Source organism: Variovorax sp. GW821-FHT09D04 (assembly GCF_059416405.1).
On sequence record NZ_JBWKPA010000012.1, the window covers coordinates 148,640 to 171,552 of the forward strand.

Annotated in this window: 23 protein-coding genes; 9 read left to right on the forward strand and 14 right to left on the reverse strand. The window is 69.5% G+C overall.

Annotated features, from left to right (window positions below; all coding sequences use genetic code 11):
* Positions 1–32 precede the first annotated feature (32 nt).
* Together ybiB and cobA are read left to right on the forward strand one after the other, a co-directional pair.
* On the forward strand, positions 33–938 hold the full coding sequence (gene ybiB, locus AC07O4_RS27925) for a DNA-binding protein YbiB (RefSeq protein ID WP_495306226.1): 906 nt from the start codon (positions 33–35) through the stop codon (positions 936–938).
* Positions 935–1,741, forward strand: coding sequence for a uroporphyrinogen-III C-methyltransferase (gene cobA, locus AC07O4_RS27930; RefSeq protein ID WP_495306227.1), 807 nt, complete (start codon positions 935–937; stop codon positions 1,739–1,741). The genes ybiB and cobA overlap by 4 nt, the downstream gene beginning before the upstream one ends.
* Here the strand turns inward: cobA and AC07O4_RS27935 are convergent.
* From AC07O4_RS27935 to AC07O4_RS27955, 5 genes are all read right to left on the reverse strand, one after another.
* A complete protein-coding gene (locus tag AC07O4_RS27935) occupies positions 1,738–2,070 on the reverse strand; it encodes a copper-binding protein (RefSeq protein ID WP_495306228.1) in 333 nt (110 codons plus the stop codon). The two genes, cobA and AC07O4_RS27935, sit on opposite strands and share 4 nt — an antisense overlap.
* Positions 2,067–5,234, reverse strand: a complete 3,168-nt coding sequence (locus tag AC07O4_RS27940; protein ID WP_495306229.1) for an efflux RND transporter permease subunit — start codon at positions 5,232–5,234, stop codon at positions 2,067–2,069. The genes AC07O4_RS27935 and AC07O4_RS27940 overlap by 4 nt, the downstream gene beginning before the upstream one ends.
* Entirely contained in the window at positions 5,231–6,724 is a 1,494-nt protein-coding gene (locus tag AC07O4_RS27945) for an efflux RND transporter periplasmic adaptor subunit (RefSeq protein ID WP_495306230.1), read from the reverse strand. Before AC07O4_RS27945 ends, AC07O4_RS27940 begins: the two co-directional genes overlap by 4 nt.
* On the reverse strand, positions 6,721–7,953 hold the full coding sequence (locus AC07O4_RS27950) for a TolC family protein (protein WP_495306231.1): 1,233 nt from the start codon (positions 7,951–7,953) through the stop codon (positions 6,721–6,723). The genes AC07O4_RS27945 and AC07O4_RS27950 overlap by 4 nt, the downstream gene beginning before the upstream one ends.
* A gap of 76 nt (positions 7,954–8,029) precedes the next feature.
* The gene (locus AC07O4_RS27955) at positions 8,030–8,416 is read right to left on the reverse strand and encodes a hypothetical protein (RefSeq protein ID WP_495306232.1); all 387 of its coding nucleotides are present in this window, start codon (positions 8,414–8,416) and stop codon (positions 8,030–8,032) included.
* 81 nt (positions 8,417–8,497) lie between these two features.
* On the opposite strand from AC07O4_RS27955, the gene AC07O4_RS27960 reads away from it, so the two are divergent.
* From AC07O4_RS27960 to AC07O4_RS27985, 6 genes are all read left to right on the forward strand, one after another.
* Positions 8,498–9,622: a sterol desaturase family protein gene (locus AC07O4_RS27960; protein ID WP_070063138.1), complete on the forward strand. Its 1,125-nt coding sequence runs from the start codon at positions 8,498–8,500 to the stop codon at positions 9,620–9,622.
* A gap of 2 nt (positions 9,623–9,624) precedes the next feature.
* Positions 9,625–10,410, forward strand: a complete 786-nt coding sequence (locus AC07O4_RS27965) for a YaeF family permuted papain-like enzyme (RefSeq protein WP_139140387.1) — start codon at positions 9,625–9,627, stop codon at positions 10,408–10,410.
* Entirely contained in the window at positions 10,407–11,624 is a 1,218-nt protein-coding gene (locus AC07O4_RS27970) for a BaiN/RdsA family NAD(P)/FAD-dependent oxidoreductase (protein WP_495306233.1), read from the forward strand. Before AC07O4_RS27965 ends, AC07O4_RS27970 begins: the two co-directional genes overlap by 4 nt.
* Positions 11,625–11,734: 110 nt before the next feature.
* A complete protein-coding gene (gene rpsU / locus AC07O4_RS27975) occupies positions 11,735–11,947 on the forward strand; it encodes a 30S ribosomal protein S21 (protein ID WP_007833691.1) in 213 nt (70 codons plus the stop codon).
* A gap of 111 nt (positions 11,948–12,058) precedes the next feature.
* A complete protein-coding gene (locus AC07O4_RS27980; protein WP_495306234.1) occupies positions 12,059–12,508 on the forward strand; it encodes a GatB/YqeY domain-containing protein in 450 nt (149 codons plus the stop codon).
* Positions 12,509–12,521: 13 nt separating this feature from the next.
* Positions 12,522–13,013: an NUDIX domain-containing protein gene (locus AC07O4_RS27985; RefSeq protein WP_095949101.1), complete on the forward strand. Its 492-nt coding sequence runs from the start codon at positions 12,522–12,524 to the stop codon at positions 13,011–13,013.
* Positions 13,014–13,025: 12 nt separating this feature from the next.
* Here the strand turns inward: AC07O4_RS27985 and AC07O4_RS27990 are convergent, their stop codons facing one another.
* Positions 13,026–13,787, reverse strand: a complete 762-nt coding sequence (locus tag AC07O4_RS27990; protein WP_495306235.1) for a sulfite exporter TauE/SafE family protein — start codon at positions 13,785–13,787, stop codon at positions 13,026–13,028.
* A gap of 101 nt (positions 13,788–13,888) precedes the next feature.
* Between AC07O4_RS27990 and AC07O4_RS27995 the strand changes: the two genes are divergently transcribed.
* Positions 13,889–14,803 (forward strand): LysR family transcriptional regulator, encoded by a 915-nt coding sequence (locus AC07O4_RS27995; RefSeq protein WP_095746084.1) that lies wholly within the window; start codon positions 13,889–13,891, stop codon positions 14,801–14,803.
* Here the strand turns inward: AC07O4_RS27995 and AC07O4_RS28000 are convergent.
* From AC07O4_RS28000 to AC07O4_RS28035, 8 genes are all read right to left on the reverse strand, one after another.
* Positions 14,790–15,788: an SDR family oxidoreductase gene (locus tag AC07O4_RS28000; protein ID WP_495306236.1), complete on the reverse strand. Its 999-nt coding sequence runs from the start codon at positions 15,786–15,788 to the stop codon at positions 14,790–14,792. The genes AC07O4_RS27995 and AC07O4_RS28000 overlap by 14 nt on opposite strands.
* On the reverse strand, positions 15,785–16,687 hold the full coding sequence (locus tag AC07O4_RS28005) for a bile acid:sodium symporter family protein (protein WP_495306237.1): 903 nt from the start codon (positions 16,685–16,687) through the stop codon (positions 15,785–15,787). The genes AC07O4_RS28000 and AC07O4_RS28005 overlap by 4 nt, the downstream gene beginning before the upstream one ends.
* Positions 16,688–16,721: 34 nt before the next feature.
* On the reverse strand, positions 16,722–18,059 hold the full coding sequence (locus AC07O4_RS28010) for a flavin-containing monooxygenase (RefSeq protein WP_495306238.1): 1,338 nt from the start codon (positions 18,057–18,059) through the stop codon (positions 16,722–16,724).
* Complete coding sequence (locus AC07O4_RS28015) at positions 18,056–18,883, reverse strand: SDR family oxidoreductase (RefSeq protein ID WP_495306239.1); 828 nt, start codon at positions 18,881–18,883, stop codon at positions 18,056–18,058. Before AC07O4_RS28015 ends, AC07O4_RS28010 begins: the two co-directional genes overlap by 4 nt.
* A 108-nt stretch (positions 18,884–18,991) precedes the next feature.
* Complete coding sequence (locus AC07O4_RS28020) at positions 18,992–20,041, reverse strand: NAD(P)-dependent alcohol dehydrogenase (RefSeq protein ID WP_495306240.1); 1,050 nt, start codon at positions 20,039–20,041, stop codon at positions 18,992–18,994.
* A 37-nt stretch (positions 20,042–20,078) separates the two neighbouring features.
* A complete protein-coding gene (locus AC07O4_RS28025) occupies positions 20,079–21,185 on the reverse strand; it encodes an ABC transporter ATP-binding protein (protein WP_159271008.1) in 1,107 nt (368 codons plus the stop codon).
* A 32-nt stretch (positions 21,186–21,217) separates the two neighbouring features.
* Positions 21,218–22,030 carry a carbohydrate ABC transporter permease gene (locus AC07O4_RS28030; protein WP_495306244.1) on the reverse strand — a complete coding sequence of 271 codons (813 nt, stop codon included), beginning with the start codon at positions 22,028–22,030 and terminating at the stop codon, positions 21,218–21,220.
* A gap of 11 nt (positions 22,031–22,041) precedes the next feature.
* Positions 22,042–22,911, reverse strand: coding sequence for a carbohydrate ABC transporter permease (locus AC07O4_RS28035; RefSeq protein ID WP_159276062.1), 870 nt, complete (start codon positions 22,909–22,911; stop codon positions 22,042–22,044).
* Positions 22,912–22,913 lie beyond the last annotated feature (2 nt).

Here is a 22,913-nt window from a genome sequence, read left to right on the forward strand (position 1 = left end):
GGCATAAGCGTTGCGGGACAATCCGCCTACCCATGGGAATCAGCCACTACATCAAGGAAATCGGCCGCGGCGCGCGGGGCGCCCGTCCGCTCACGCGCGAGCAGGCCTGCGACCTGTTCGGCCAGGTGCTGGACGGCACGGTCACCGACCTGGAGATCGGCGGCTTCTGCCTCGCGATGCGCATCAAGGGCGAGACGCCCGAGGAGATGGCCGGTTTTCTCGACGCCACGCATGCGCGCCTGAACCCCGTGACGACCCGCGGCGGCCCGCTGATCGTGCTGCCCAGCTACAACGGCGCGCGCAAGCTGCCGGTGCTCACGCCGCTCCTGGCGCTGCTGCTGGCGCGCGAAGGCCTGGCGGTGCTGGTGCACGGCAGCGCGAGCGAAACCTCGCGCGTACTGGCATCGAACGTGCTTTCAGCTTTGGACATGCCCCCGATGACCACGCTCACCCCGATCGCCGCCGGCCAGGTGGGCTTTGCCCCGACCGAGCTGCTGAACCCCGCGCTCAAGCGCCTGCTCGACGTGCGCCGCGTGGTCGGCCTGCGCAACCCCGGCCACAGCGTGGTCAAGCTGATGCGCCCGACCACCGGCCCCTGCGTGGTGGTGGCCAGCTACACGCACCCCGAATACGCGCGCACGATGGGCGAGACCTTCGAGCTCACGGGCATGACCGCCCTGCTCTCGCGCGGCCTCGAAGGCGAGGTGGTCTCCGACCCGCGCCGCACCGCGCAGATCGACGGCTTCGTGCGCGGCGTGCGCAGCGAACTCCAGGCCCAGGCCGCCGGCACCGCCGCCGACGTGCCCGGCCTGCCGAAAGAAATCGACGTCGCCACCACGGCCGAGTACACGCGGCGCGTGCTGGCCGGCGAGCTTCCCGTGCCCGAAGCCATCGCGACGCAAGTCAGGCACATCACCGAACTGGCCTCCCACGCATGAACACCCCCTCCCCCCTCATCACCGGCCGCTGCACGCTGGTGGGCGCCGGCCCCGGCGACCCCGAGCTGCTGACCGTCAAGGCCGTCAAGGCGATCCAGGCCGCCACGGTGCTGCTGGTCGACGACCTCGTGAACGACGCCGTGCTCCAGGCCTACGCCCGGCCCGGCGCGCGCATCGTGCACGTGGGCAAGCGCGGCGGCTGCAAGAGCACGCCGCAGGCGTTCATCGAACGGCTCATGATCACGGCCGTGCGCGAAGGCGAGACCGTGGTGCGCCTCAAGGGCGGCGACCCGTTCATCTTCGGGCGCGGCGGCGAAGAGGTGGAACACCTGCGCGAGGCCGGCATCGAATGCGCGGTGGTCAACGGCATCACCGCCGGCCTGGCCGCCGTGACCTCGCTGGGCGTGCCGCTTACCCACCGCGACCATGCGCAGGGCGTGGTCTTCGTCACCGGCCACGCCAAGACCGGCGCCGGCGCGGCCGAAGACCCGACCGACTGGCGCGCGCTGGCCGCCACGGCGCACAACGCACGCCTCACGCTCGTGATCTACATGGGCGTCTCGGGCGCCAGCCACATCGAGCGCGAACTGCTGCACGGCCTGCCGGGCGACACGCCCGTGGCCGTGGTGCAGCACGCGAGCCTGCCGCACCAGCGCCACCTCGTGACCACGCTGCAGGGCCTGCAGGCCCGCATCGCCGAAGCCGGGCTGGCCAGCCCGGCGGTGATCGTGGTGGGCGACGTGCTGCAGGGGCTGGCCGCGGCCGCGCTGCAGCCGGGCGACGCAGGCCGGTTCGGCACCTAGCGCGCAGCCTCGAGGTGCGTGACGGTCGGCTTGCCCTTCACCACCTCGACATGAAACCGGACCTTGTCGCCGGGCTTGACCTGTTCAAGCATCTGCTTCTCGGCCACATCGAAACCCATCGTCATCGGCGGCATCGCCAGGTTGGGGATGTCGCCGTGCTTCAACACAATCAGGCCGCGGGCCGGGTCGATCTTCTGGACCACCGCATCAGTCAGCATGCCCGGCGCGGGCGCCTTCACGAATGGTGGGTCGCTCTTCGGCGCCTGGGCCTGGGCGGCACCGGCCAGGCCGGCGATCAGTGCGAAGGCAAGGGGATGGAGGAAGTTCATGAAGTGGCTCCTGGGTGGGATGGGGGGTTGGAAACAGCAGACGACAAAGGGGCGCGACGGCGCAGCAGATACCAGGCCGCGGGCACGACCAGCATGCTCAGCAGCGGCGCGGTGACCATGCCGCCCACCATGGGCGCGGCAATGCGGGTCATGACCTCCGAGCCGGTGCCGCTGCCCCACAAAATGGGCAGCAGGCCGGCCATCACGACCGCCACGGTCATGGCCTTGGGCCGCACGCGCAGCACGGCGCCTTCGCGGATCGCGGCCAGGAGCGTCTCGTCGTTCATCGGCTCGCCGGCGTCGAGGCGCCGTGCCAGCGCGTTCTTCAGATAGACCAGCATCACCACGCCGAACTCGGCCGCCACGCCCGCCAGCGCGATGAAGCCGACCGCCGTCGCCACCGAGATCGAATGGCCCAGCGCCCAGATGAGCCAGAAGCCGCCGACGAGCGAGAACGGCACGGCCGCCATCACGAGGGCCGCATCGGCGAACGAGCGGAACAGCAGGTACAGCAGCACGAAGATGACCGCCAGCGTGGCCGGCACGACCAGCTTCAGCCGCTCGGTCGCGCGCGCCAGGTACTCGAACTGGCCGGACCATGACACCGCATAGCCCGCCGGCATCTTCACGGCCTGGTCGACCGCCGCCTGCATGTCGTGGACGGCGGAGCGCAGGTCGCGCCCGCGCACGTCGACGTAGACCCAGCCCGACAGCCGCGCGTTCTCGCTGCGCAGCATCGGCGGGCCGTCCTCGATGGTGATGCGCGCGACGTCGCCGAGCAGCAGCTGTGCGCCCTTCTCCGTCACGAAGGGCAGCTGCCGCAGCCGCTCCAGCGAATCGCGGATCTCGCGCGGGTAGCGCACGTTGATCGGATAGCGCTCGCGGCCCTGGATCACTTCGCCCACGTTCTCGCCGCCGATGGCCGTGGACACCACGGCCTGCACGTCCGCCACCGAAAGGCCGTAGCGCGCGGCGGCGAGCCGGTCGACATCGACGTCGATGTAGCGCCCGCCGGTGAGCCGCTCCGCCAGCGCCGACGACACGCCGGGCACGCCCTTCACCGCCGCCTCGATCTGCGTGGTGAGCGTGTCGATGGAGGCCAGGTCCGCCCCCGCTACCTTGATGCCGACCGGGCTCTTGATGCCCGTGGCCAGCATGTCGATGCGGTTGCGGATGGGCGGCACCCACACGTTGGTCAGGCCCGGCACCTTGACGGCGCGGTCCAGTTCCTCGATCAGCCGGTCGGGCGTCATGCCGGCGCGCCACTCGCTCCTCGGCTTGAACTGGACCGTGGTCTCGAACATCTCGAGCGGCGCCGGGTCGGTCGCGGTGTCCGCGCGGCCGGCCTTGCCGAACACGCGCGCGACCTCGGGCACGGTCTTGATGAGGCGGTCGGTCTGCTGCAGCAGCTCGGCGGCCTTCGACACCGACAGCCCGGGCAGCGCCGAAGGCATGTAGAGCAGGTCGCCCTCGTCCAGCGGCGGCATGAACTCGCCGCCCAGGCGCAGCAGCGGCACCACGGTCAGCGCCAGCAGCACCGCGGCGACGGCGAGCGTCCCCTTGGGAAAGCACAGCACCAGCTCCAGCGCAGGCCGGTACACGGCCATCAGGAAGCGGTTCACGGGGTTGGCGCCTTCGTGCGGAATGCGCCCGCGCACCAGGTAGCCCATGAGCACCGGAATCAGCGTCACCGACAGGCCCGCCGCAGCCGCCATCGCATAGGTCTTGGTGAAGGCCAGCGGCGAGAACAGCCGCCCTTCCTGCGCCTCGAGCGAGAACACGGGCGCGAAGGACAGCGTGATCACCAGCAGCGAGAAGAACAGCGCCGGCCCGACCTCCACCGACGCATCGGCCACCAGTCGCCATCGCTCGACCACCGTCGGCTGCCGGCCCTGCGCCGTCTCGAAGGCCTCGATGTGCTTGTGCACGTTCTCGACCATCACGATGGCGCCGTCCACCATCGCCCCGATCGCGATCGCGATGCCGCCCAGCGACATGATGTTGGCGTTGACGCCCTGCCAGTGCATCACGATGAAGGCCGCCAGCACGCCGATCGGCAAGGCCACCACCGCCACCAGCGCCGAACGCAGGTGGAACAGGAAGACCGCGCAGACCAGCGCCACCACGATGAACTCCTCGATCAGCTTGCCGCGCAGGTTGTCGACGGCGCGATCGATCAGCAGCGAGCGGTCGTAGGTCGGCACGATCTCGACGCCCGGCGGCAGGCCGGGTTGGAGCGCCTCGAGCTTGGCCTTGACGGCCTCGATGGTCGAGCGCGCGTTCTTGCCCGAGCGCATGACGATCACGCCGCCCGCCACTTCGCCCTCGCCGTCGAGTTCGGCGATGCCGCGGCGCATCTCGGGGCCGATCTGCACGGTGGCCACGTCGCGCAGCAGCACCGGCGTGGCGCCCGTCACGGCCAGCGGGATGGTGCGGAAGTCGTCCAGCGAACGCAGGTAGCCGCGCGAACGCACCATGTACTCGGCCTCGGCGAGTTCGACGACCGAGCCGCCCGAGGCCTGGTTGGCCTTCTGCAGCGCCGCCACGACCGCCTGCTGCGTGATGCCCAGCGCGCGCATGCGGTCGGGGTCGAGCACCACCTGGTACTGGCGCACCATGCCGCCGATGCTCGCGACCTCGGCCACGTCGGGCACGGTCTTCAGTTCGAACTTGAGGAACCAGTCGTTCAGCGCGCGCAGCTGCCCGATGTCGCGCGTGCCCGTGCGGTCGACCAGTGCGTACTCGTAGACCCAGCCTACGCCCGTGGCATCGGGGCCCAGCGAGGCGTTCGCGCCGGCGGGGAGCCTGCCCTGCACCTGGTTCAGGTACTCGACGACGCGCGAGCGCGCCCAGTACGGGTCGGTCTTGTCGTCGAACAGCACGTAGACGAACGAATCGCCGAAGAACGAATAGCCGCGCACGGTCTTGGCGCCGGGCACGCTGAGCATGGTGGTGGTCAGCGGGTAGGTGACGAGGTCTTCGACCACCTGGGGCGCCTTGCCGGGGAAAGGCGTGCGGATGATGACCTGCGTGTCCGACAGGTCGGGCAGCGCATCGAGCGGCGTGCGCGCCACCGACCACCACCCGGCGGCCACCAGGAACAGGGTCGCGATCAGCACCAGGAAGCGGTTGCCGATCGACCAGCGGATGACGGCGGCGATCATCGCTTGGCACCCTGTGGCATGCGCTGCACGGAGACCAGCTCGTAGCCCGTGGGACCGCCTTCCTTGAACTCGAAGCGGACCAGGTCGCCGGGCCGGATGTCCGGGAACGCCTCGGGCGATGCCTTCGCAAAGCCCATCGTCATCGATGGCCACTTGAGCGTCGCGACGGGGCCGTGCGAGATCGTGAGGCCGTCGGGCGCCACGCTTTCGACCTTGCCTTCGGCCAGGTGCAGCACGGCGGCCGGCGTGGCGGCCGTGACGGCAGGCGATGCCATGCTGCCCAGCACCGAGCGCAGCCGGGCCTCCGAGTCGATGAGGAACTGGCCGCTGGCCACCACCTGCTCGCCTTCACTCAGGCCCGAGACGATCTCGGTGTCGTCGCCCAGGTCCGCGCCCGGCGACACGTCGCGCGGCTCGAACGCGCCATCGGCCTTGCGCACGATGACGACCGCGCGCTTGCCCGTGCGGATGACGGCTTCGGACGGCACGACGAGCCGGGTGCTGGTGGGCCCCTTCACCTGTAGGCGCAGCAGCATCCCGGGCGTGAGCGTGCCGCGCCGGTTGTCGACCTCGAAGCGGGCCTTCAGGGTGCGGGTGGCTGCGTTGACCTCGGGCAGGATCTCGTCGAGCGTGCCGTCGAACGACTGGGCGGCGTCGGCCTGGAGGACTGCCCTGACCTTCTGGCCGCGCGCGAGCCGCACGGCCTGCGCTTCCGGAATCTCGGCCACCGCCCAGACCTTCTCCAGGCCCGCGATGCGGAACAGCGTCATGCCGGGCGTGACCGCGACACCTTCGCGCACGCCCAGCTCGGCCACCACGCCGTCGGACGGTGCGGTGAGCACGTAGCGCGCCTGCGCCGTGCCGGTCTCCTCGCTGCGGCGGATGAGCTCGGCGGGGATGGACAGCGCCCGCATGCGATCACGCGCGGCCGCGACGAGGTCGGCGGAAACGCCCGATCGCTTGAGGGCCAGCCACTCGTTCTGCGGGCCCAGCCATTCAGGCGCGAAGACCGTCGCCAACGCCTGCCCCTTGCGCACGCGCTCCATCGGCGCGCGGACCGACAGGCGCTCAACGTAGCCCGCCACGCGCGTCTGCACGACGACATTGAGGCGCTCGTCGAACTGCACGGCACCGACCGCGTCGAAGGACGCGGAGGTTTGCGCCCGCCGCACGCCGGCATACCGGATGCCGAGGTTCTGCTGGACCGTGGGGCTCACCTGCACGCCGCCTGCACTGCCCGTGCCGGTGGTGCTGTCGGCGTACATGGGCACCAGCTGCATGTCCATGAAAGGCGACTTGCCGGGCTTGTCGAAGCGCGGGCCCGGCACCATGGGGTCGTGCCAGTAGAGGACCTTGCGGCCGTCCGGGGTGGACGGCGTGGTCGCCGACGCCTCCGTGGACGGGGCTGTCGTGCGCCCCAGGTAGAAGGCGCCTGCGCCGAGCAACAGGGCGGTCAGCAACGCTGCGCCGATCGTGCGTGTACGGTTCATGGGGCCCCCTCGGTGGTGAGCGGCCGGAAGGCCAGTTGGACGTGGGTTCTGGCCAGGTCGCGCTGCAGCGTCAGCAGCTTGCGCTGCGCTTCGACTTCGGCATGGCGCGCCTCGAACAGCGTGACGAGGCTGCCCTGGTTGGAACGGTAGGCCGCCGTTGCGGCCGCCGTTCTCTGGCCGGCCGGAACGACCACGCCGGTGCGGTAGCGGTCGATGCGTTGCTGCAGCCGTTGCGCATCGCTGCGCAGCGCCTGGTACTCGGCGGTCGCGGCCCGGGTGGCTTCGGCCAGGTCGGCCTCGGCTTTCTCGACCAAGGCCAGCTTGGCGGCGGTGTCCCGGTCCTGCCGTTCGCCGGGTGCGACGGGCAGCGGAATGCTCAGGCCCACCGACACCATGTCGGCGTAGCCGGTGCGCTGGCCATAGGCGACCTCCCAGGTCCAGTTCGGCTTGCGATTGGACGCAGTGACGGCCGCCGTCTGCCTGGCCACGTCGACATCGCGCTGCATGGCTGCGACCGTGGGGTGCGCGGCCACATAGGCCGCTTCGGACGGCACGGCGATAGCGCCCGGAGACCGCAGTTCGTCGGGCGGCACGCCGACCCAGCGCTGGAAGGCGACGCTGGCGGCTTCCAGCTGCTGCAGGAGGTCGGCCGTCTCGTCTTCCGCGATGCCTCTGGCGCCGGCCAGCGCCAGCACGTCCTGGCTGTTCCCCGCGGCCGACGAGAGGCGTGCGCGCGAGGCCTCCAGTTCTTCGTGCGCATGGTGTTCCATGCGCCGCGCGAGCTTGATGCTCTCGCCGGCGTAGAAGGCGTCCACGTAGGCGAGCGCGGCCTGCCGGCGGGTGTCGGCCACGGCGGCCTGCACCCGCACGGCCTCCAGCCCGACCGACGCCTCGGCGGCGGCCTGCCGCGCGGCGCGCTTGTCGGCGGACAGCCATTCCTGGCTGATGCCGATGCGCTTCATCGTCATCGAGTCGCGCGTGGTGTGGAAACGATCCGAGCCCGTCGCGGGCAGGTTGTCGACACCGATGCGCAGCGTGGGGTCGGGAAGCTGCGGGGCTGCGGAGGCCGCCGCCGTGGCGCTGGCGACGCCGGCGCGGGCAGCCCGGGTGGCTTCGGAGCGTTGCGTCGCCCGCTGAAGCGCGTCCTCCAGGGACAGGGGGGCCGCCGTCGCAAGGGACGGCAGCAGCGCGGCAGCCCATGCGGCCGCGCGCGAAAAGGAAATGAACATGAAAACTCCGCAAACGAACGAGCGAATCGCTGGCAAGCGGACACGCCGCACCAGCACCGGTCAGTCGACGGAGATGTCAGACGCGCAGTCGGCGCGTGGCAAGAAAAACGGGATCGGGCGGTGGATGCTGCCGCTCCGGCACGGCCTGCGGCGGAAGGACGTGGCCTTCCGACACCAGCACCAGGGGCATCACCACGAGCTGCACGATGGCCGGCAGCGAGGGCGTGGTCAGCTTCACCGGCTCGAAGGACAGCGACAGGTCGGCGGCGTGCTGGAAGCACAGCACCGGCTGGGCCATGTCCATGCCTTCGCAGGGCTCGCCCGACGCCATCATGTCGGCCATCGAACCCGGGCTGTCCGACGTGCCGGGGCAGACATAGCCTGCCAGCGCCAGCTGCGAGAACAGCAGCGACAGGACCACGAAAATCGCGGTCGTGCAGCGACGAAGGGAGCGGCGGGCCATGAGGAGGCGCAGTGTAGCGCCGCCGTCCGGGCGCCGCCTAAAATCCCGCCCGGCCCAACGAACAAGAAGGAAGAGGCAGGGATGCTCGACAAACTCAACGAATTCACCGAAAGCCACGGCGAGCTGCGCCGCGGGCGCGGGCTGGTCACGGGCACCATCGCCTTCAGCCTCGCCGCCCTGTGCTTCCTGGGCGTGCTGGCCTTCCACTTTCCGCAGTACCTGACGACGCCCGAGCTGCGCAAGAGCTACAACGTCGACGTGATGCGCGTCATCCTGCTCACCGCGCTGGTCATTGCGGGCGGGCTCTCGCTGGTCAACATCATCTTCAACCGCTCGCGCTGGCTCTCGTCGGCCGCGTTCCTGCTGGTGGCGGTGTCGGCCCTGCTGGGCGGGCACAAGGTGCCGGTGCACGACTTCGCGGACCACACGCCGTACATCGGGCTCGACTGGTTCATCCTCGACCTGCTGGGCTCGTCGCTGATCTTCATCTTCATCGAGAAGCTCTTTGCGCTGCGCAAGGACCAGCCCGTGTTCCGCGAAGAGTGGCAGACCGACTTCCACCACTTCGTGGTGAACCACATGATCGTGGGCTTCGTGCTGCTGGCCACCAACCTCATGGTGCACAAGCTCTTCGGCTGGGCCGCCAACGACGGCATCCGCGGCTGGGTGAGCAACCTGCCGTTCTGGGCCGGCATCCTGCTGATCATCCTGGTGGCCGACCTCGTGCAGTACTGGACGCACCGCGCGTACCACGAGGTGCCGGTGCTGTGGCGCCTGCACGCGGTGCACCACAGCGTGAAGAGCATGGACTGGATGGCGGGCTCGCGCCAGCACATCCTCGAATTGCTGATCACGCGCACGCTGGTGCTCGCGCCCATCTACGTGCTGGGCTTCAGCAAGGACGTGATCGACGCCTACATCGTGGTGGTCGGCTTCCAGGCGGTGTTCAACCACTGCAACGTGAGCGTGCGGCTGGGCCCGCTGCGCTACCTGATCGTGACGCCCAACTTCCACCACTGGCACCACAGCCAGGACATCGAGGCACTCGACAAGAACTACGCGGCGCACTACGCCTTCCTCGACTACCTCTTCGGCACGGCCGTGAAGAGCACCAAGCTCTGGCCCGAGAAGTACGGCGTGCTGGGCGACTACGTGCCCAACGGCTTCTTCAAGCAGCTGAAGTTCCCGTTCGTCTGGAAGGGATGAGCATGGCTTCCCTTCTTCGCGCGGTTGCGCTCGCCGCGGCGCTGCCGCTCTTGCTCTCGGCCTGCGCCACGCGCATCGAGATGCCTTCCGAAACCTCCGGCCTGCGCCTGCGCGTGCAGAGCTCGGTGATCGCCCCCGGCAACGGCGGCGAGCTGATCGGCGCCGAGGTGCTGGCGCCCGGCGACATCCTGCTGACCTCGATCGCCACGGTGAATTCGTTCGGCATCCGCCTGGGCACCTTCTCGCCGGTGAGCCATGCCGTGCTGTACCTGGGCGACGGCCAGATCGCCGAGGCCGTGGGCACCGGCGTGCGCGCGCGGCCGCTGGCCGAGGTGGTCGACGAAGAGCAGATGGTCGTGGCCTTTCGCGTGCCGGGCCTCGTCGAGGCCGATGTCGAGAAGATGCGCGACTGGGCGCATTCGCAGGTCGGCACCCGCTACAACACCGCCGGCGTGCTGCTGAACGCGCCCTTCGTGCTGAACCGCCGGCTGTGCGAGCTGCCGCTGATTCCCTCGGCCGTCAGCGCGTACTGCATCAGCGGCCTGGCCACGGTGCAGCTGGGCGCCAGCCGCAACGACCAGTTCTTCTGCTCCCAGTTCGTGCTGGAGGCCTACCGCCAGGCCGGCGTGCCGATCACCGACGCCGACCCGCGCTGGGTAAGCCCCGCCGACCTGCTCCACATGCGCGAAGGCGACGTGCCCTCGATCGCCGCCACGCAGCCGCTGCGCTACGTGGGCCACCTCAAATACAACCCGCCGCCGGTGCTGGCGGCGGACGGACCCGCTTGAGCTCTTCTCCTCCCTCTTCTTCCTTTGACGTCGTTGTCGTCGGTGCCGGCGCCGCCGGTCTTTTTTGCGCCGCACTGGCGGGCCAGCGCGGCCTGCGCGTGCTGCTGGTCGACCACAGCGAGAAGGTCGGCGAAAAGATCCGCATCTCGGGCGGCGGCCGCGCCAACTTCACCAACCGCGACCTCGACGTGCGCGCGCCGCAGCGCCATTTCGTCGGCGACAACCCGAATTTCTGCCGCTCGGCGCTCTCGCGCTACGCGCCGCAGCAGTTCATCGACATGGTGCAGCGCCACGGCATCGCGTACCACGAGAAGCACAAGGGCCAGCTGTTCTGCGACGGCTCCTCGCAGCAGATCGTCGACATGCTGCTGGCCGAGTGCGCCGCCGGCAACGTCGAACGCTGGCAGCCGTGCAAGCTCGGCGACATCGCCTTTGTCGACGGGCGCTACCAAATCAGTAGCACACGCGGCCCGATCGACGCGCCCAAGCTCGTGGTGGCCACCGGCGGCCTGTCGATTCCCCAGATTGGTGCAAGCGACTTCGGCTACCGGCTCGCCGAGCAGTTCGGCCTGCGCCTGGTCACGCCCCGTCCGGCGCTCGTGCCGCTGACCTTCGGCGGCGACGCCTGGGCGCCCTACGCCGGCCTGGCCGGGCTGGCGCTGCCGGTGCGCATCGAGACCGGCGGCAAGAAGGACAAGATGGCCTTCCTGGAAGACCTGCTGTTCACCCACCGCGGCCTGTCGGGCCCGGCGGTGCTGCAGATCTCGAGCTACTGGAAGCCCGGCGCCCCGCTGACGCTGGACTTCGCACCCGGCATGGACGTGGCCGAGTCGCTGTCCGACGCCAAGCGGCGCTCCAAGAAACGCATCGCCAACGAGCTGGCCGCGCTGGTGCCCTCGCGGCTGGCCGACGCCTGGGTCGGCGAAGACCCGGCCCTGCAGCGCCCGGTCAACGAAGCGACCGACAAGGCGCTGGCGGCGCTGTCCGAGCGCATCGCCCGCTGGCAGATCACCCCCAGCGGCACCGAGGGCTACAAGAAGGCCGAGGTGACGGCGGGCGGCGTCGACACCCGCGATCTGTCGTCGCAAACCATGGAATCGAAGCAGCCGGGCCTGTATTTCATCGGGGAAGTGGTCGACGTGACGGGTTGGTTGGGCGGATACAACTTCCAGTGGGCCTGGGCCAGTGCCCATGCGTGCGCAACCGCGCTATAATCTCGGGCTAACTTCCGGCCTTCCCTCAACGGCCACCAAAGATTTCAGTTGAGGAACCCCGGCTTTGGGCCTCGATCTCCCCGAGCCAACTTCAGTTCAACGATTCATCAATGACCACCATCCGCGTTAAAGAAAACGAGCCCTTCGACGTCGCCCTGCGTCGCTTCAAGCGCACCATCGAAAAGCTCGGCCTGCTGACCGACCTGCGCGCCCGCGAGTTCTACGAGAAGCCGACGGCCGAGCGCAAGCGCAAGAAGGCAGCTGCGGTCAAGCGCCACTACAAGCGCGTGCGCAGCATGCAGCTCCCCAAGAAGCTGTACTAAGCAACGCCCAGGGCAGCTGGCCCCGACGAAAGTCCCCGCCAGCGCCCCGTTGCACCAGCCGCGCCAGGGAAACCTGCCGCGGCTTTTGTTTTTTCCGAAAGGTTGCGAAGAATGACTCTCAAAGAACAAATCACCGAAGACATGAAGACGGCGATGCGCGCCAAGGACTCGGAGCGCCTGGCCACCATCCGCCTGCTGCTCGCCGCCATGAAGCAGAAGGAAGTCGACGAGCGCGTGGAGCTCGACGACGCCATGGTCGTGGCCATCGTCGACAAGATGGTCAAGCAGCGCAAGGACTCGATCGCCGCGTTCACCACGGGTGGCCGCGCCGACCTGGCCGACAAGGAAGCCGCCGAGATCAAGGTGCTCGAGGTCTACCTGCCCCAGCGCATGAGCGCCGATGAAACGGCCGCCGCGGTGAAGGCCATCATGGCCGAACTGGGCGCCTCGGGCCCCGGCGACATGGGCAAGGTGATGGGCGTGGTCAAGACCCGCCTGGCCGGCAAGGCCGACATGGGCCAGGTCAGCGCCGCGGTCAAGGCCGCCCTCACGGGCGCCTGAGGCGGCCACCGCCATGAAGAACGGCAGCAGCAGCCCGCTCGGCGCCGCCCCCGTCGCGACGATCCCGAAGGCCTGCGCCTGCCTGGTCGATGCGCAGGGCCGGCTGCTGGTGTTCCGTCATCCCGAAGACGGCAACATGCAGCTGCCCAAGGGCACCATCGAGCCCGGCGAGTCGCCCGAGGCGGCCGTGCGGCGCGAGCTGCTCGAAGAGTCGGGCCTGGTGTTCGCCGGCCGGCTCGAATCGCTGGGCACGCTGGAGCGCGAATGCGAAGCCGGCGTCGAAGGCAACACGCACCGCCATCCGCAGCGCTGGCACATCTTCCTGATGCGCGACCACCGCGCCCTGCCCGAGACCTTCGAGCACATGGCCACGGGCAGCCCGGAAGAAGAAGGCCTGGTGTTCTCGTTCTACTGGCTCGAGGCCGACGCCCCCATCGAGGACTTCGCCCTGCCCTACCGCCAGACCATCGAGCGCGTGCGCGCGGCCCTGCTGGCCGCCAGCTGACCGATCACGGGATCAGGCGGACATGACGGCGCGCAGCGCCATGTACGCCCCCAGCAGCGCCAGCCCCACCAGAAAGCAGCGCCGGAACACGGCCACCGGCAGCCGCTGCCGCAGCCAGGTGCCCAGCACCATGCCGCCGACCGCCGGCACCAGCATCGCCAACGACCCGCCCAGCACCGCCGCCGGGTAGCTTCCGTTGGCCGCCAGCCCCAGCGCCAGCACCACGGTCGACGTGGTGAACGAGATGCCCATGGCCTGGATCAACGCGTCGCGCTGGAAACCCAGCGCCTGCAGGTACGGCACGGCCGGCACCGCGAACACGCCGGTCACGGACGTCACCAGTCCCGTCGCAGCGCCCACCACGGGACCGAGCCAGCGCGCCTGCGCGTCGCTCACGTGCAGCTGCCGCCCCGTCAGCCCCCACAGCGCATAGATCACCAGTGCCACGCCGAGCGCCAGCGAGGCCCAGGCCCCGGCCGGTACGCCCAGCCACCACGCCCCGGCGAGGGTACCCACCACGACACCGGCCTGCATGCGACCGATGCGGCGGAACACCGCGCCGAAGCTGGCGCGCGGCCCGGTCTGCCAGAGGTTCGTGACCAGCGACGGCACGATCAGCAGCGCCGCCGCCTGCGCCGGCGACATCCACAGCGCGAGCAGCGCCATCGCCACGGTCGGCAGCCCGAGGCCGATCACGCCCTTGATCAGGCCGGCCAGCAGGAACACCGCGGCAGCCGCGGCCCACAGGCCCATCGCTTCATTGGAGATCGTCATCGCCGCGGAGTCTGCCGACCGGTGCCGCCACTGGAAATGCGGCTTTCGCGCAGCCAGCCTCAGGCACAGGCTGAGGCTGGCGTGCTACCTTGCGGCCCATCATGCGATTCGACCTGACCGACCTGCGGCTCTTTCTCCACGTCGTCGAAGCCGGCAGCCTCACGGCCGGCGCCGGCCGCTCGCACATGACGCTGGCCTCGGCCAGCCAGCGTGTGCGCGGCATGGAAGACGCCCTCGGCACCCCGCTGCTCACGCGCCACGCACAGGGCGTTCGCCCCACCGAGGCCGGACGCACGCTGCTGCACCATGCGCGCGTCGTGCTGCAGCAGATGGAGCGGCTGCGCGGCGAACTCGGCGAGTACGGTCAGGGGCTGAAGGGCCACGTGCGCTTCATGTGCGGCACCTCGGCGCTCACCGAGCACCTGCCCGAGGTGCTGAGCCGCTTCCTGGCCGAGCATCCGCGCATCTCGGTCGACCTCGAGGAGCGCGCCAGCCCCGACACCGTGGAGGCCCTGCGCAGCGGCCTGTGCGACATCGGCATCGTCTCCGACGCCATCGACAGCGACGGCCTCGAATGCCACCCCTTCCGCCGCGACGACCTCGTGCTGGTGATGCCGCGCGGCCACGCGCTGGCGAGCCGGCGCCGCGTGCACCTGGCCGAGGTGGTCGACAGCGAGTTCGTCGGCCTGCCCGCCGACAGCGCACTGCAGCAGCTGATCACCGGGCATGTGCGCGCGCTCGCCAGGCACCTGGCCTACCGCGTGCGCGTGCGCAACTTCGAGGCCGTGTGCCGCATGGTCGAGTACGGCATCGGCGTGGGCATCGTGCCGCAGACCGCGGCCGAGCGCTGCGCCCGTTCGATGAAGATCGCGCGCGCCTCGCTGGCCGACCCGTGGGCCGAGCGCACGCTGATGGCCTGCGTGCGCTCGTCGGAAGATCTGCCACTGAATGCGCGGCGCATGCTCGACTACCTCACCGCGCCACCACCGCCGCCGGCGGACGCTACGCGGAAGTGACCGGCCGCCCCTGCTGTGCACGCGCCGCGACGAAGGCCTCGAAGGCCTCGCGGCTGGTCTTGCGCGGCACGTAGCCGAACTGGGTCTTCAGCGCGGTGTTCAGCAGCACCGGCCGGTAGCGCAGAAAGTCGAGCTGCTCGGGCCCATAGCGGCTCACGCCCAATGCCGAGCCCGCGGCCAGCGCCGCCTGCAGCACGCCGGCCGGCCAGGCGATGGCGCGCTTGCCGAGCCGCGCAGCAATCTCGTGGATCGTGAGCGCACCGTCGCCCGCGAGGTTGTAGCAACCGGGCGGCGCGCCGCCGAGCGCGTGGGCGATGGCGCCGGTCACGTCCTCGTCCCACACGAACACGAAGGGGCTGTCGCTGCCGCGGATGGCGATCAGCCGCTTCTTCTCGAACAGCGCGGTGATCTGGTTGTCGACGCGCTCGCCGAGGATGGTGCCGATGCGCAGCACCGTCTGCGCCAGCGCGGGATGTTGTACGCGGCAGTCGGCCAGCATTTCTTCCACCTGCCGCTTGTGGTCGGCATAGGCGAACACCGGGTTGCCGCGCAGCGGCTGCGACTCGGTGATCCAGGCCGGGTTGTCCGCGTGGTAGCCGTAGGCCGCGCCGCTCGACGACACCACGATGTGCCCCACGCCGCGCGCCACGCAGGCGTCGAGCACGTTGCGCGTGCCGCCCACGTCGACCGAATGCTCGAAGGCGCGGTTCGAGTCCTTGCCGGGCGTGACGATGGACGCGAGGTGCACCACCGTGTCGATCGCGTGCGCGGCGAGCACGTCGGCAATGCCGTCGTCGCGCACATCCTGCTGCAGGTAGACCACGCCGGGCAAGCGCCGCGCGACGGGCACCTCGCGCACGTCGAGTGCCACCAGGGTTTCGAACGTGCCTTGCGCGGCCAATGCGGCAAGCACGCTGCGCCCGAGAAAACCGTCGCCGCCCGTCACCAGCACACGCCGCGCGGACGCCTTCCAGACATCACTCATGGCGTCGCAGGCTTGCGCCCCCACCAGCTCGCCAGCGCCAGGCCCGCGATGATGTCCCAGAAGCCCCACACGCCGGCCACCACCGCCATGCCGCCGAGCCCGCCGAAGAAACTGAAGATCAGCACCAACCCGAGCCCCGCGTTGCGGATGCCCACTTCGATGGACACCGCGCGCCGGTCGTAGTCGCCCAGTCCCGATAGCCGCGCGCACAGGTAGCCGGTGCCGAAGGCCAGCGCGTCGTGGATCACTACCGCCAGCAGCACCAGCCCCACGTAGTCGAGAAAGTAGCGCCAGTTGCCGGCGATGGCGCCGACGATGAAGGCGATCAACGCCAGGAAGCTCAGGATGCGCGCCGGCTTCTTGATGCGCGCCGTGAACCGGGGCAGCTGGTGCGCGCAGGCCACGCCCAGCACGAAGGGAATGCCGATGATCATCACGATGTGGCCCAGCATGTCGAAGGGGTCGAGCGCGATGGTCTTGAGCAGCACCGAGGCCGTGGGATGCAGTCCGCCCCAGAACGCGAAGTTCAGCGGCATCACCACGATCGAGAGCGCATTCGAGATCGCCGTCATCGACACCGACAGCGCCACGTTGCCGCCGGCGCGGTGCGTGAGGATCTGCGAGATGTTGCCCGGCGGGCAGCAGGCCACGAGGATCATGCCCAGCGCGATGCTCGGCCCCGGCTGCAGGATCAGCGTGAGCACGAAGGTCACGGCCGGCAGCACCACGAACTGCGCGCCGATGCCCACCGCCATCGCACCGGGCATGCGCGCGACGCGCTTGAAGTCGTCGATGCGCGTGTCCAGCGCAATGCCGAACATCAGGAAGCCCAGCACCACGTTGAGCAGCACCAGCGAAGCCGGGTTGAAGTGCAGGCGGATCTCGTCGACAGGCAGCATGCGGAGAACCTCGTGAAGAAAGACGATCGGTCAGTCAGTCAGCCAACGCCGCAGCGGCCTGGCGCACGGCCGCGCGGTAGGTGTCCTTGTGGACGTAGTACGCCATGCGCTCCAGCTGCAGGTACTTGAAGCCGCCCGACAGGTCGGGCGGCGGCCCCTGCACCGCTGTACGCAAGGCCGTCGCCTTGGGCGAGCCCGCCGCCTGCGCGCGGAAGTAGCGCGCCAGCAGCTCGGCCTGCTCGTAGCGCCCCTGCCAGCCGATGCCGCTCGCCTCGATCATGCCGAGCACGCCCAGCGTCTCGAAGCGCGGCGAGAAGATGTTGAGGTACAGGCGCGGCGCCATGCCCTGCCAGTTGAGCAGTTCGCGGTCGATGAACGGGTAGTGCAGCGCATAGCCCGTGGCCGTGAGGATCAGGTCGTAGTCGCGCGCGCTGCCGTCCTTGAAATGCACGGTGTGCCCCGCCAGCCGCGCGATGTCGGCGCGCACGCCGATGTCGCCATGGCCCACGTGGTGCAGCACCAGCGAGTTCACCACCGGGTGCGACTCGTACATCTTGTAGTCGGGCTTCGGAAATCCGAAGCGCACCGGGTCGCCGGTGAACCACTGCAGCACGGTGGCGTCGACCTTCTGCTTGAGCCACGGCGGCAGCGGACGCTTGCCGCCCAGCGTGTCGGCCGGCTTGCCGAACACGTACTTGGGCACGAAGTAGTAGCCGCGCCGCACCGAGATGTCGACGCTGTGCGCGTAGTGCACCGCATCGACCGCGATGTCGCAGCCCGAGTTGCCGGCGCCGACGATCAGCACGCGCTTGTCCTTGAACAGCTCCGCGTGCTTGTAGCAGCTGGTGTGCAGCAGCTCGCCGTCGAAGTGGCCTTCGAACTGCGGGTGCTTGGGCTCCGACAGCGTGCCGTTGGCGATGACCACGCCCTTGTACTCGTCGGTTTCCACCGTGCCGTCGGGTGCCTCGACGCTGACGCGCCAGCGCGTGTCGGGCGCGTCGCTCACCGGCTCCACGCGCAGCACGCGCGTGCCGAAGCGGAAGTGCGCGCGCAGGCCGAAGCGGTCGGCAAAGTCACTGAAGTAGCGACGCAGCTCGCGGTGGCTCGGGTAGTCGGCCACGGTGTCGGCCATCGGGAACTCGGCGAACTCGGTCGTGCGCTTGCTCGAGATCAGGTGCGCCGAGTGATAGACCGTGGAGCGCGGGTTGTCGATGTCCCAGAGGCCGCCCACGTCGCTGTGCGCCTCGAAGCCCTGGAACGGAACGCCGAGCTTCTGGAGATTGCGGGCGCCCGCCAGGCCCGAGGGCCCGGCGCCGATGAGGGCGATCTGTTCGTGCGTCGGAACGGTGGCGGCGGCAGCGGAAGGCGTCATCGGCGGGGAGGTTCTTTCGGGGAATTCAGGCCGGGAATGGCGGTGGCACCCGCCTCGCCCACGCGCGGCTTGCGCGGCTGGCCGCGCAGCAGTCGGTCGTGCAGCGGCGCAGGCAACAGGCCCAGTGCTTTCGACAGCCAGCCGATGCGCCGCGGCAGCACGATCTTTTCGCGCCGTGCGGCCAGGCCCGCCAGCAGCTGGCGCGCCGCCGCGTCGGCCTCGAGCAGCCCCGGCATCGCGAAGCGGTTGCCGGCCGTGAGCGCGGTGCGGATGTAGCCCGGGCTCACCGTGTGCACCGTGAGCCCCGTGCCGCGCAGCTCGGCGCGCAGGCTTTCGAGATAGCGGATCAGGCCGCCCTTGCTCGCGCAATAGGCGCCGTTGCCCGGCATGCCGTGCCAGCCCGCGATGCTGGCCACGCCCACGAGCGCGCCGCGGCCCTGCGCACGCATCGGCTGCACGAAGGGCTGGAAGGTGGTGGCCGCGCCGAGCAGGTTGATCTCGAGCATGCGGCGGAACACGGCGAGGTCGTCGGCCTCGGCGGTGTCGTAGCCGCCGGCCACGCCCGCGTTGGCGATCACGAGGTCCGGCGGGCCGAAGCGCTGCATCCAGTCGGCCGCCATCGCCTGCATGGCGGGGCTGTCGGACACGTCGGGCGTGTAGGCCTTGCAGCGCCCTTCACCTTGGGCCGCGAGCGCGGCGAGGCGTTCGGTGTCGAGCCCCACCAGCGCCACGCGCGCACCGCCATCGATCAGCGCACGCGCCAGCGCCTGCCCCAGGCCACCGCAGGCACCGGTGAGAACGACATTGCGAAATGGCAAGAGCATGGGCAGGCAAGCGCGCAAGGCTGCAAGTGGCAAAACGCAGCCACTGTAGCCGCGCCCTGCCAGCGCACTCCCCAGCGTTTCCCCTTGTCCCGCGCCCTTGCGGGGCGTTCAGGCGGCTTCGGCGGCGGGGAATTCGATCTGGATCTTCACATCCGTGACGCGCCCGGCCGCGGCCTCCTCGAACGCGGCGATGCCGTCCTCGAACGCGAAAGTGCGCGAGATGAAGGGCTTCACGTCGACCTGCCCCGACGCGATGAGCGCCAGCGCGCGCGGGAAGATGTTGGCGTAGCGGAACACCGACTCGATGCGCGCCTCTTTCGCCTGGATCGCGACGATGTCGAAAGCCACCTTGGCGGCGGGTATGCCCACCAGCACCAGGCAACCGCCGGGGCACAGCAGGTCGAACACGTTGTCGAAGGCGCGCGCGCTGCCGCTGGCTTCGAAGACCACGTTCGCGCCCCAGCCGTCGGTGAGGGCCTGCACGGTGTCGGCGAGGCTCGTGCTGCGCACGTCGACCATCGTCACCGCCGGGTTGTCGGCGAACAGCGCCAGCTTCTCGGGCACGAGGTCGGCCAGGATCACGCGCGCCGCGCCGCCCGCGAGCGCGGCCAGCGCCGTCATCGCGCCGATGGTGCCAGCGCCGATGACCACCGCCACGTCGCCCGGCTTCAGCGCCGCCTTCTTCGCGGCCTGCAGGCCGATGGCCAGCGGCTCGACGATGGCGCCTTCGCCGAAGCTCACGTTGTCGGGCAGGCGGAAGGTGAAGGCCGCCGGATGCACCACGTAGGGCGTGAGGCAGCCGTGGATCGGCGGCGTGGCCCAGAAGCGCACGGCAGGGTCGAGGTTGTAGAGGCCTTCGCGCACGGCGCGCGAGTCCATGTCGGGAATGCCGGGCTCCATGCAGACGCGGTCGCCGGGCTTCAGGTGCGTGACTTCGGCACCCACCTCGGCCACCACGCCCGAGGCCTCGTGGCCGAGGATCATGGGCGCATCGACGACGTAGGGGCCGATGCCGCCGTGCTGGTAGTAATGAACATCGCTGCCGCACACGCCCACGGTGTGCATGCGGATCTTCACGTCGCGCGGGCCGACGTGCAGCGGCAGCTCGACATCGCGCAGCGTGATCTCGTGCGCCTTTTCCAGAACCAGTGCTTTCATTGAATCTTTCTGAGAGGGGGTGAATGGAAGCAGCAACTCAGTGCAGCACCGCATCCGAGCGCAGCAGCGAGGCGCCCGTCGCCACGTCGAACAGGTGCACCTGCTGTGCATCGGCAACCACATGCAGGCGCTCACCCAGCCGCGGGCTGTCCGCGGACGGCAGGAGCACGGCGATCTCTTCGTTGCCCTGACCGATGCTCACAAGCACTTCGTTGCCGAGGTATTCGACGAGCAGCACCTCGCCCCCGAAGCCGCTGTGACGACCCGCCTCGGGGTCGATGCACAGGTGCGCCGGGCGCACGCCCAACGTCACGCGCTCGCGGCCGTCGAGCGCGAAGCGGCGCGCATCCACGCGCACCGAACCGCCGCCTCCGCGCAACTCGCACTGCCCGTTGTCCAGGCCGTGCACCGCCATCTCCATCAGGTTCATCGGCGGCGTGCCGATGAAGCCGGCCACGAAGGCCGAGCGCGGGCGTTCGAAGATTTCCTGCGGCGTGCCGACCTGCTCGATGCGCCCGTCGCGCAGCAGCACGATGCGGTCGGCCAGCGTCATGGCCTCGTGCTGGTCGTGCGTGACGTACACCGTGGTGGTCTTCAGCGTCTGGTGCAGCTTCGCGATCTCGATGCGCATGTGGTTGCGCAGCTTGGCGTCGAGGTTCGACAGCGGCTCGTCGAACAGGAACACCTTCGGCGTCTTGATCATGGCGCGCGCAATCGCCACGCGCTGCTGCTGGCCGCCCGACAGCTCGGTGGGCTTGCGCTGCAGGTAGCGCTCCAGGCCCAGCGTGTCCGAAACCTCCTTGATGCGGCTGTCGATCTCGGCCTTGGGCACCTTGAGGCGCTTGAGCCCGAACGCGATGTTGTCGCGCACCGTCATGTGCGGGTACAGCGCGTAGTTCTGGAACACCATCGCGATGCCACGCTCCTGCGGCGGCAGGTCGTTCACGCGTTGGCCGCCGATGTGCAGGTCGCCGCCGCTGATGTCTTCCAGGCCCGCGAGCATGCGCAGGATGGTCGACTTGCCGCAGCCCGAGGGGCCGAGGAACACGACGAACTCGTTGTCGGCCACGTCGAGATCGAAGGCGTGGACGACCTGCGTTTCCCCGTAGCGCTTGATGAGGTGGTGACAGCGGATGGCAGACATTTTGGGTTCTGGAGAAAGGGAAGCGACGGGGCTCATGCAGTCTCCCGCTCGCGCTTGAACGCGGCATTGAGAAAACCGCTGAGCACGCCCACCATGAGCAATGGCGGCAGCGACAGCAGGATGACCGAGGCATTCAGGATGCCCCAGGGCACGTCGCGCCCGAGCTGGCTGAGTTCCGACGCCACGATGGGCAGCGTCTTGGCCTCGGAGGTGGTGAGCATCAGCGCGATGAGGAACTCGTTCCACACCAGCACGAAGCCGAAGGCGATGGCGCCCACCAGCGAGCGCGCGGCAATCGGCAGTGCGATGCGAAAGAAGATCGCGTAGGGTCCGTAGCCGTCGACGCGGCCGGCCTCTTCCACCTCCTTCGGCACCGCCTTGAAGGCCGGGATGGCGAGCCAGATCACGGTCGAGAGCGTGAGCAGCGTGTAGGTGGCGATGAGCGCCACGCGCGAGTCGTACAGCTCCAGCTGCAGCCAGATCACCATGAGCGGAATGGCCACCGCCACCGGCGGCAGGAAGCGCATCGACAGCACGAAGAACTGGATGTCGTTGCCCCAGCGCAGCGGGTAGCGCGCCAGCGCATAGGCGGCAGGCAGGCCCAGCACCGCGCCGATGATCACCGCCGCGCCCGCCACCACGATCGAGTTGACCAGCCCCGCGGCCACGGCCTCGCGGTTCAGCACGTACAGGTAGTTGTCGAGCGTGGGCGTGAAGAAGAACTTCGGCACGGCCGAGACGATGTCGACCCGGTTCTTGAACGAATTGAGAAAGGTCCACAGCACGGGCACGAGCGCCGAGAGCCCGGCCGCGATGAGCGCCAGCCGCGCCAGCAGCGTTCCGATGGCAAGCTTCTTCATGACGGTTTGGTCCATTTCCAGATGTAGGTGAACGCGACCGTGGAGGCGACCATCATCAGCACCGCCATGCTCGACGCGTACGAGATGCGGCCCGACTCGATGAAGCCCTGCGAGAAGGCGTACATGTCGAGCGTCTCGGTCGAGATGCCGGGGCCGCCGCGCGTCATCACGTAGATGAGGTCGAAGGCGCGCAGCGACTCCACCATCTTCACGAAGGCCAGGCTGATGAGCGGCGCCTTCAGCATCGGCAGCGCCACGTAGGCATACACCTCCCACGTCTTCGCGTGGTCCAGGCGCGCGGCCTCGAAGGGCTGCGGCGGCAGGGTTTCGAGCAGCTTCAGCACGATGACCCCGAAGAACAGCCCCCACTGCCACACGTCGACGAAGGCCACCGTGAGCAGCGCCAGCACCGGGTCGGCGAACAGGTCCAGCGGCTCGCCGGTGATCGCCTTGTACGGCCACGTGATGAGGCCGAACAGCGGATGGAAGGCGAACTTCCAGACGAAGGCGGCCGACACGCGCGGCAGCAGCACCGGCACGATGAACAGCATCGACAGCACCTGGCGCCAGCGCGGCGTGGCGCAGCGGTGCATCAGCGTGCCCATGAGCACGGCCAGGGCCATGGTGGCGCTGACGGTCAGCACCTCCCACACCAGCGACACGCGCACCGAGTTCAGGAAGCGCCGGTCGGAGAACAGCTGCACGTAGTTGCTGAACCAGACCCAGCCGGTGTCGGCCTGGCCCAGTTCGCGATCCTGCAGCGAGATGGCGATGGCGAACACCGTCGGCACCAGTGCCAGGACCGCCAGCACGAGCAGCCCCGGCCCGATGAACACGGCCGGCAGCCGTGTGGTGTGGGAACGCATGC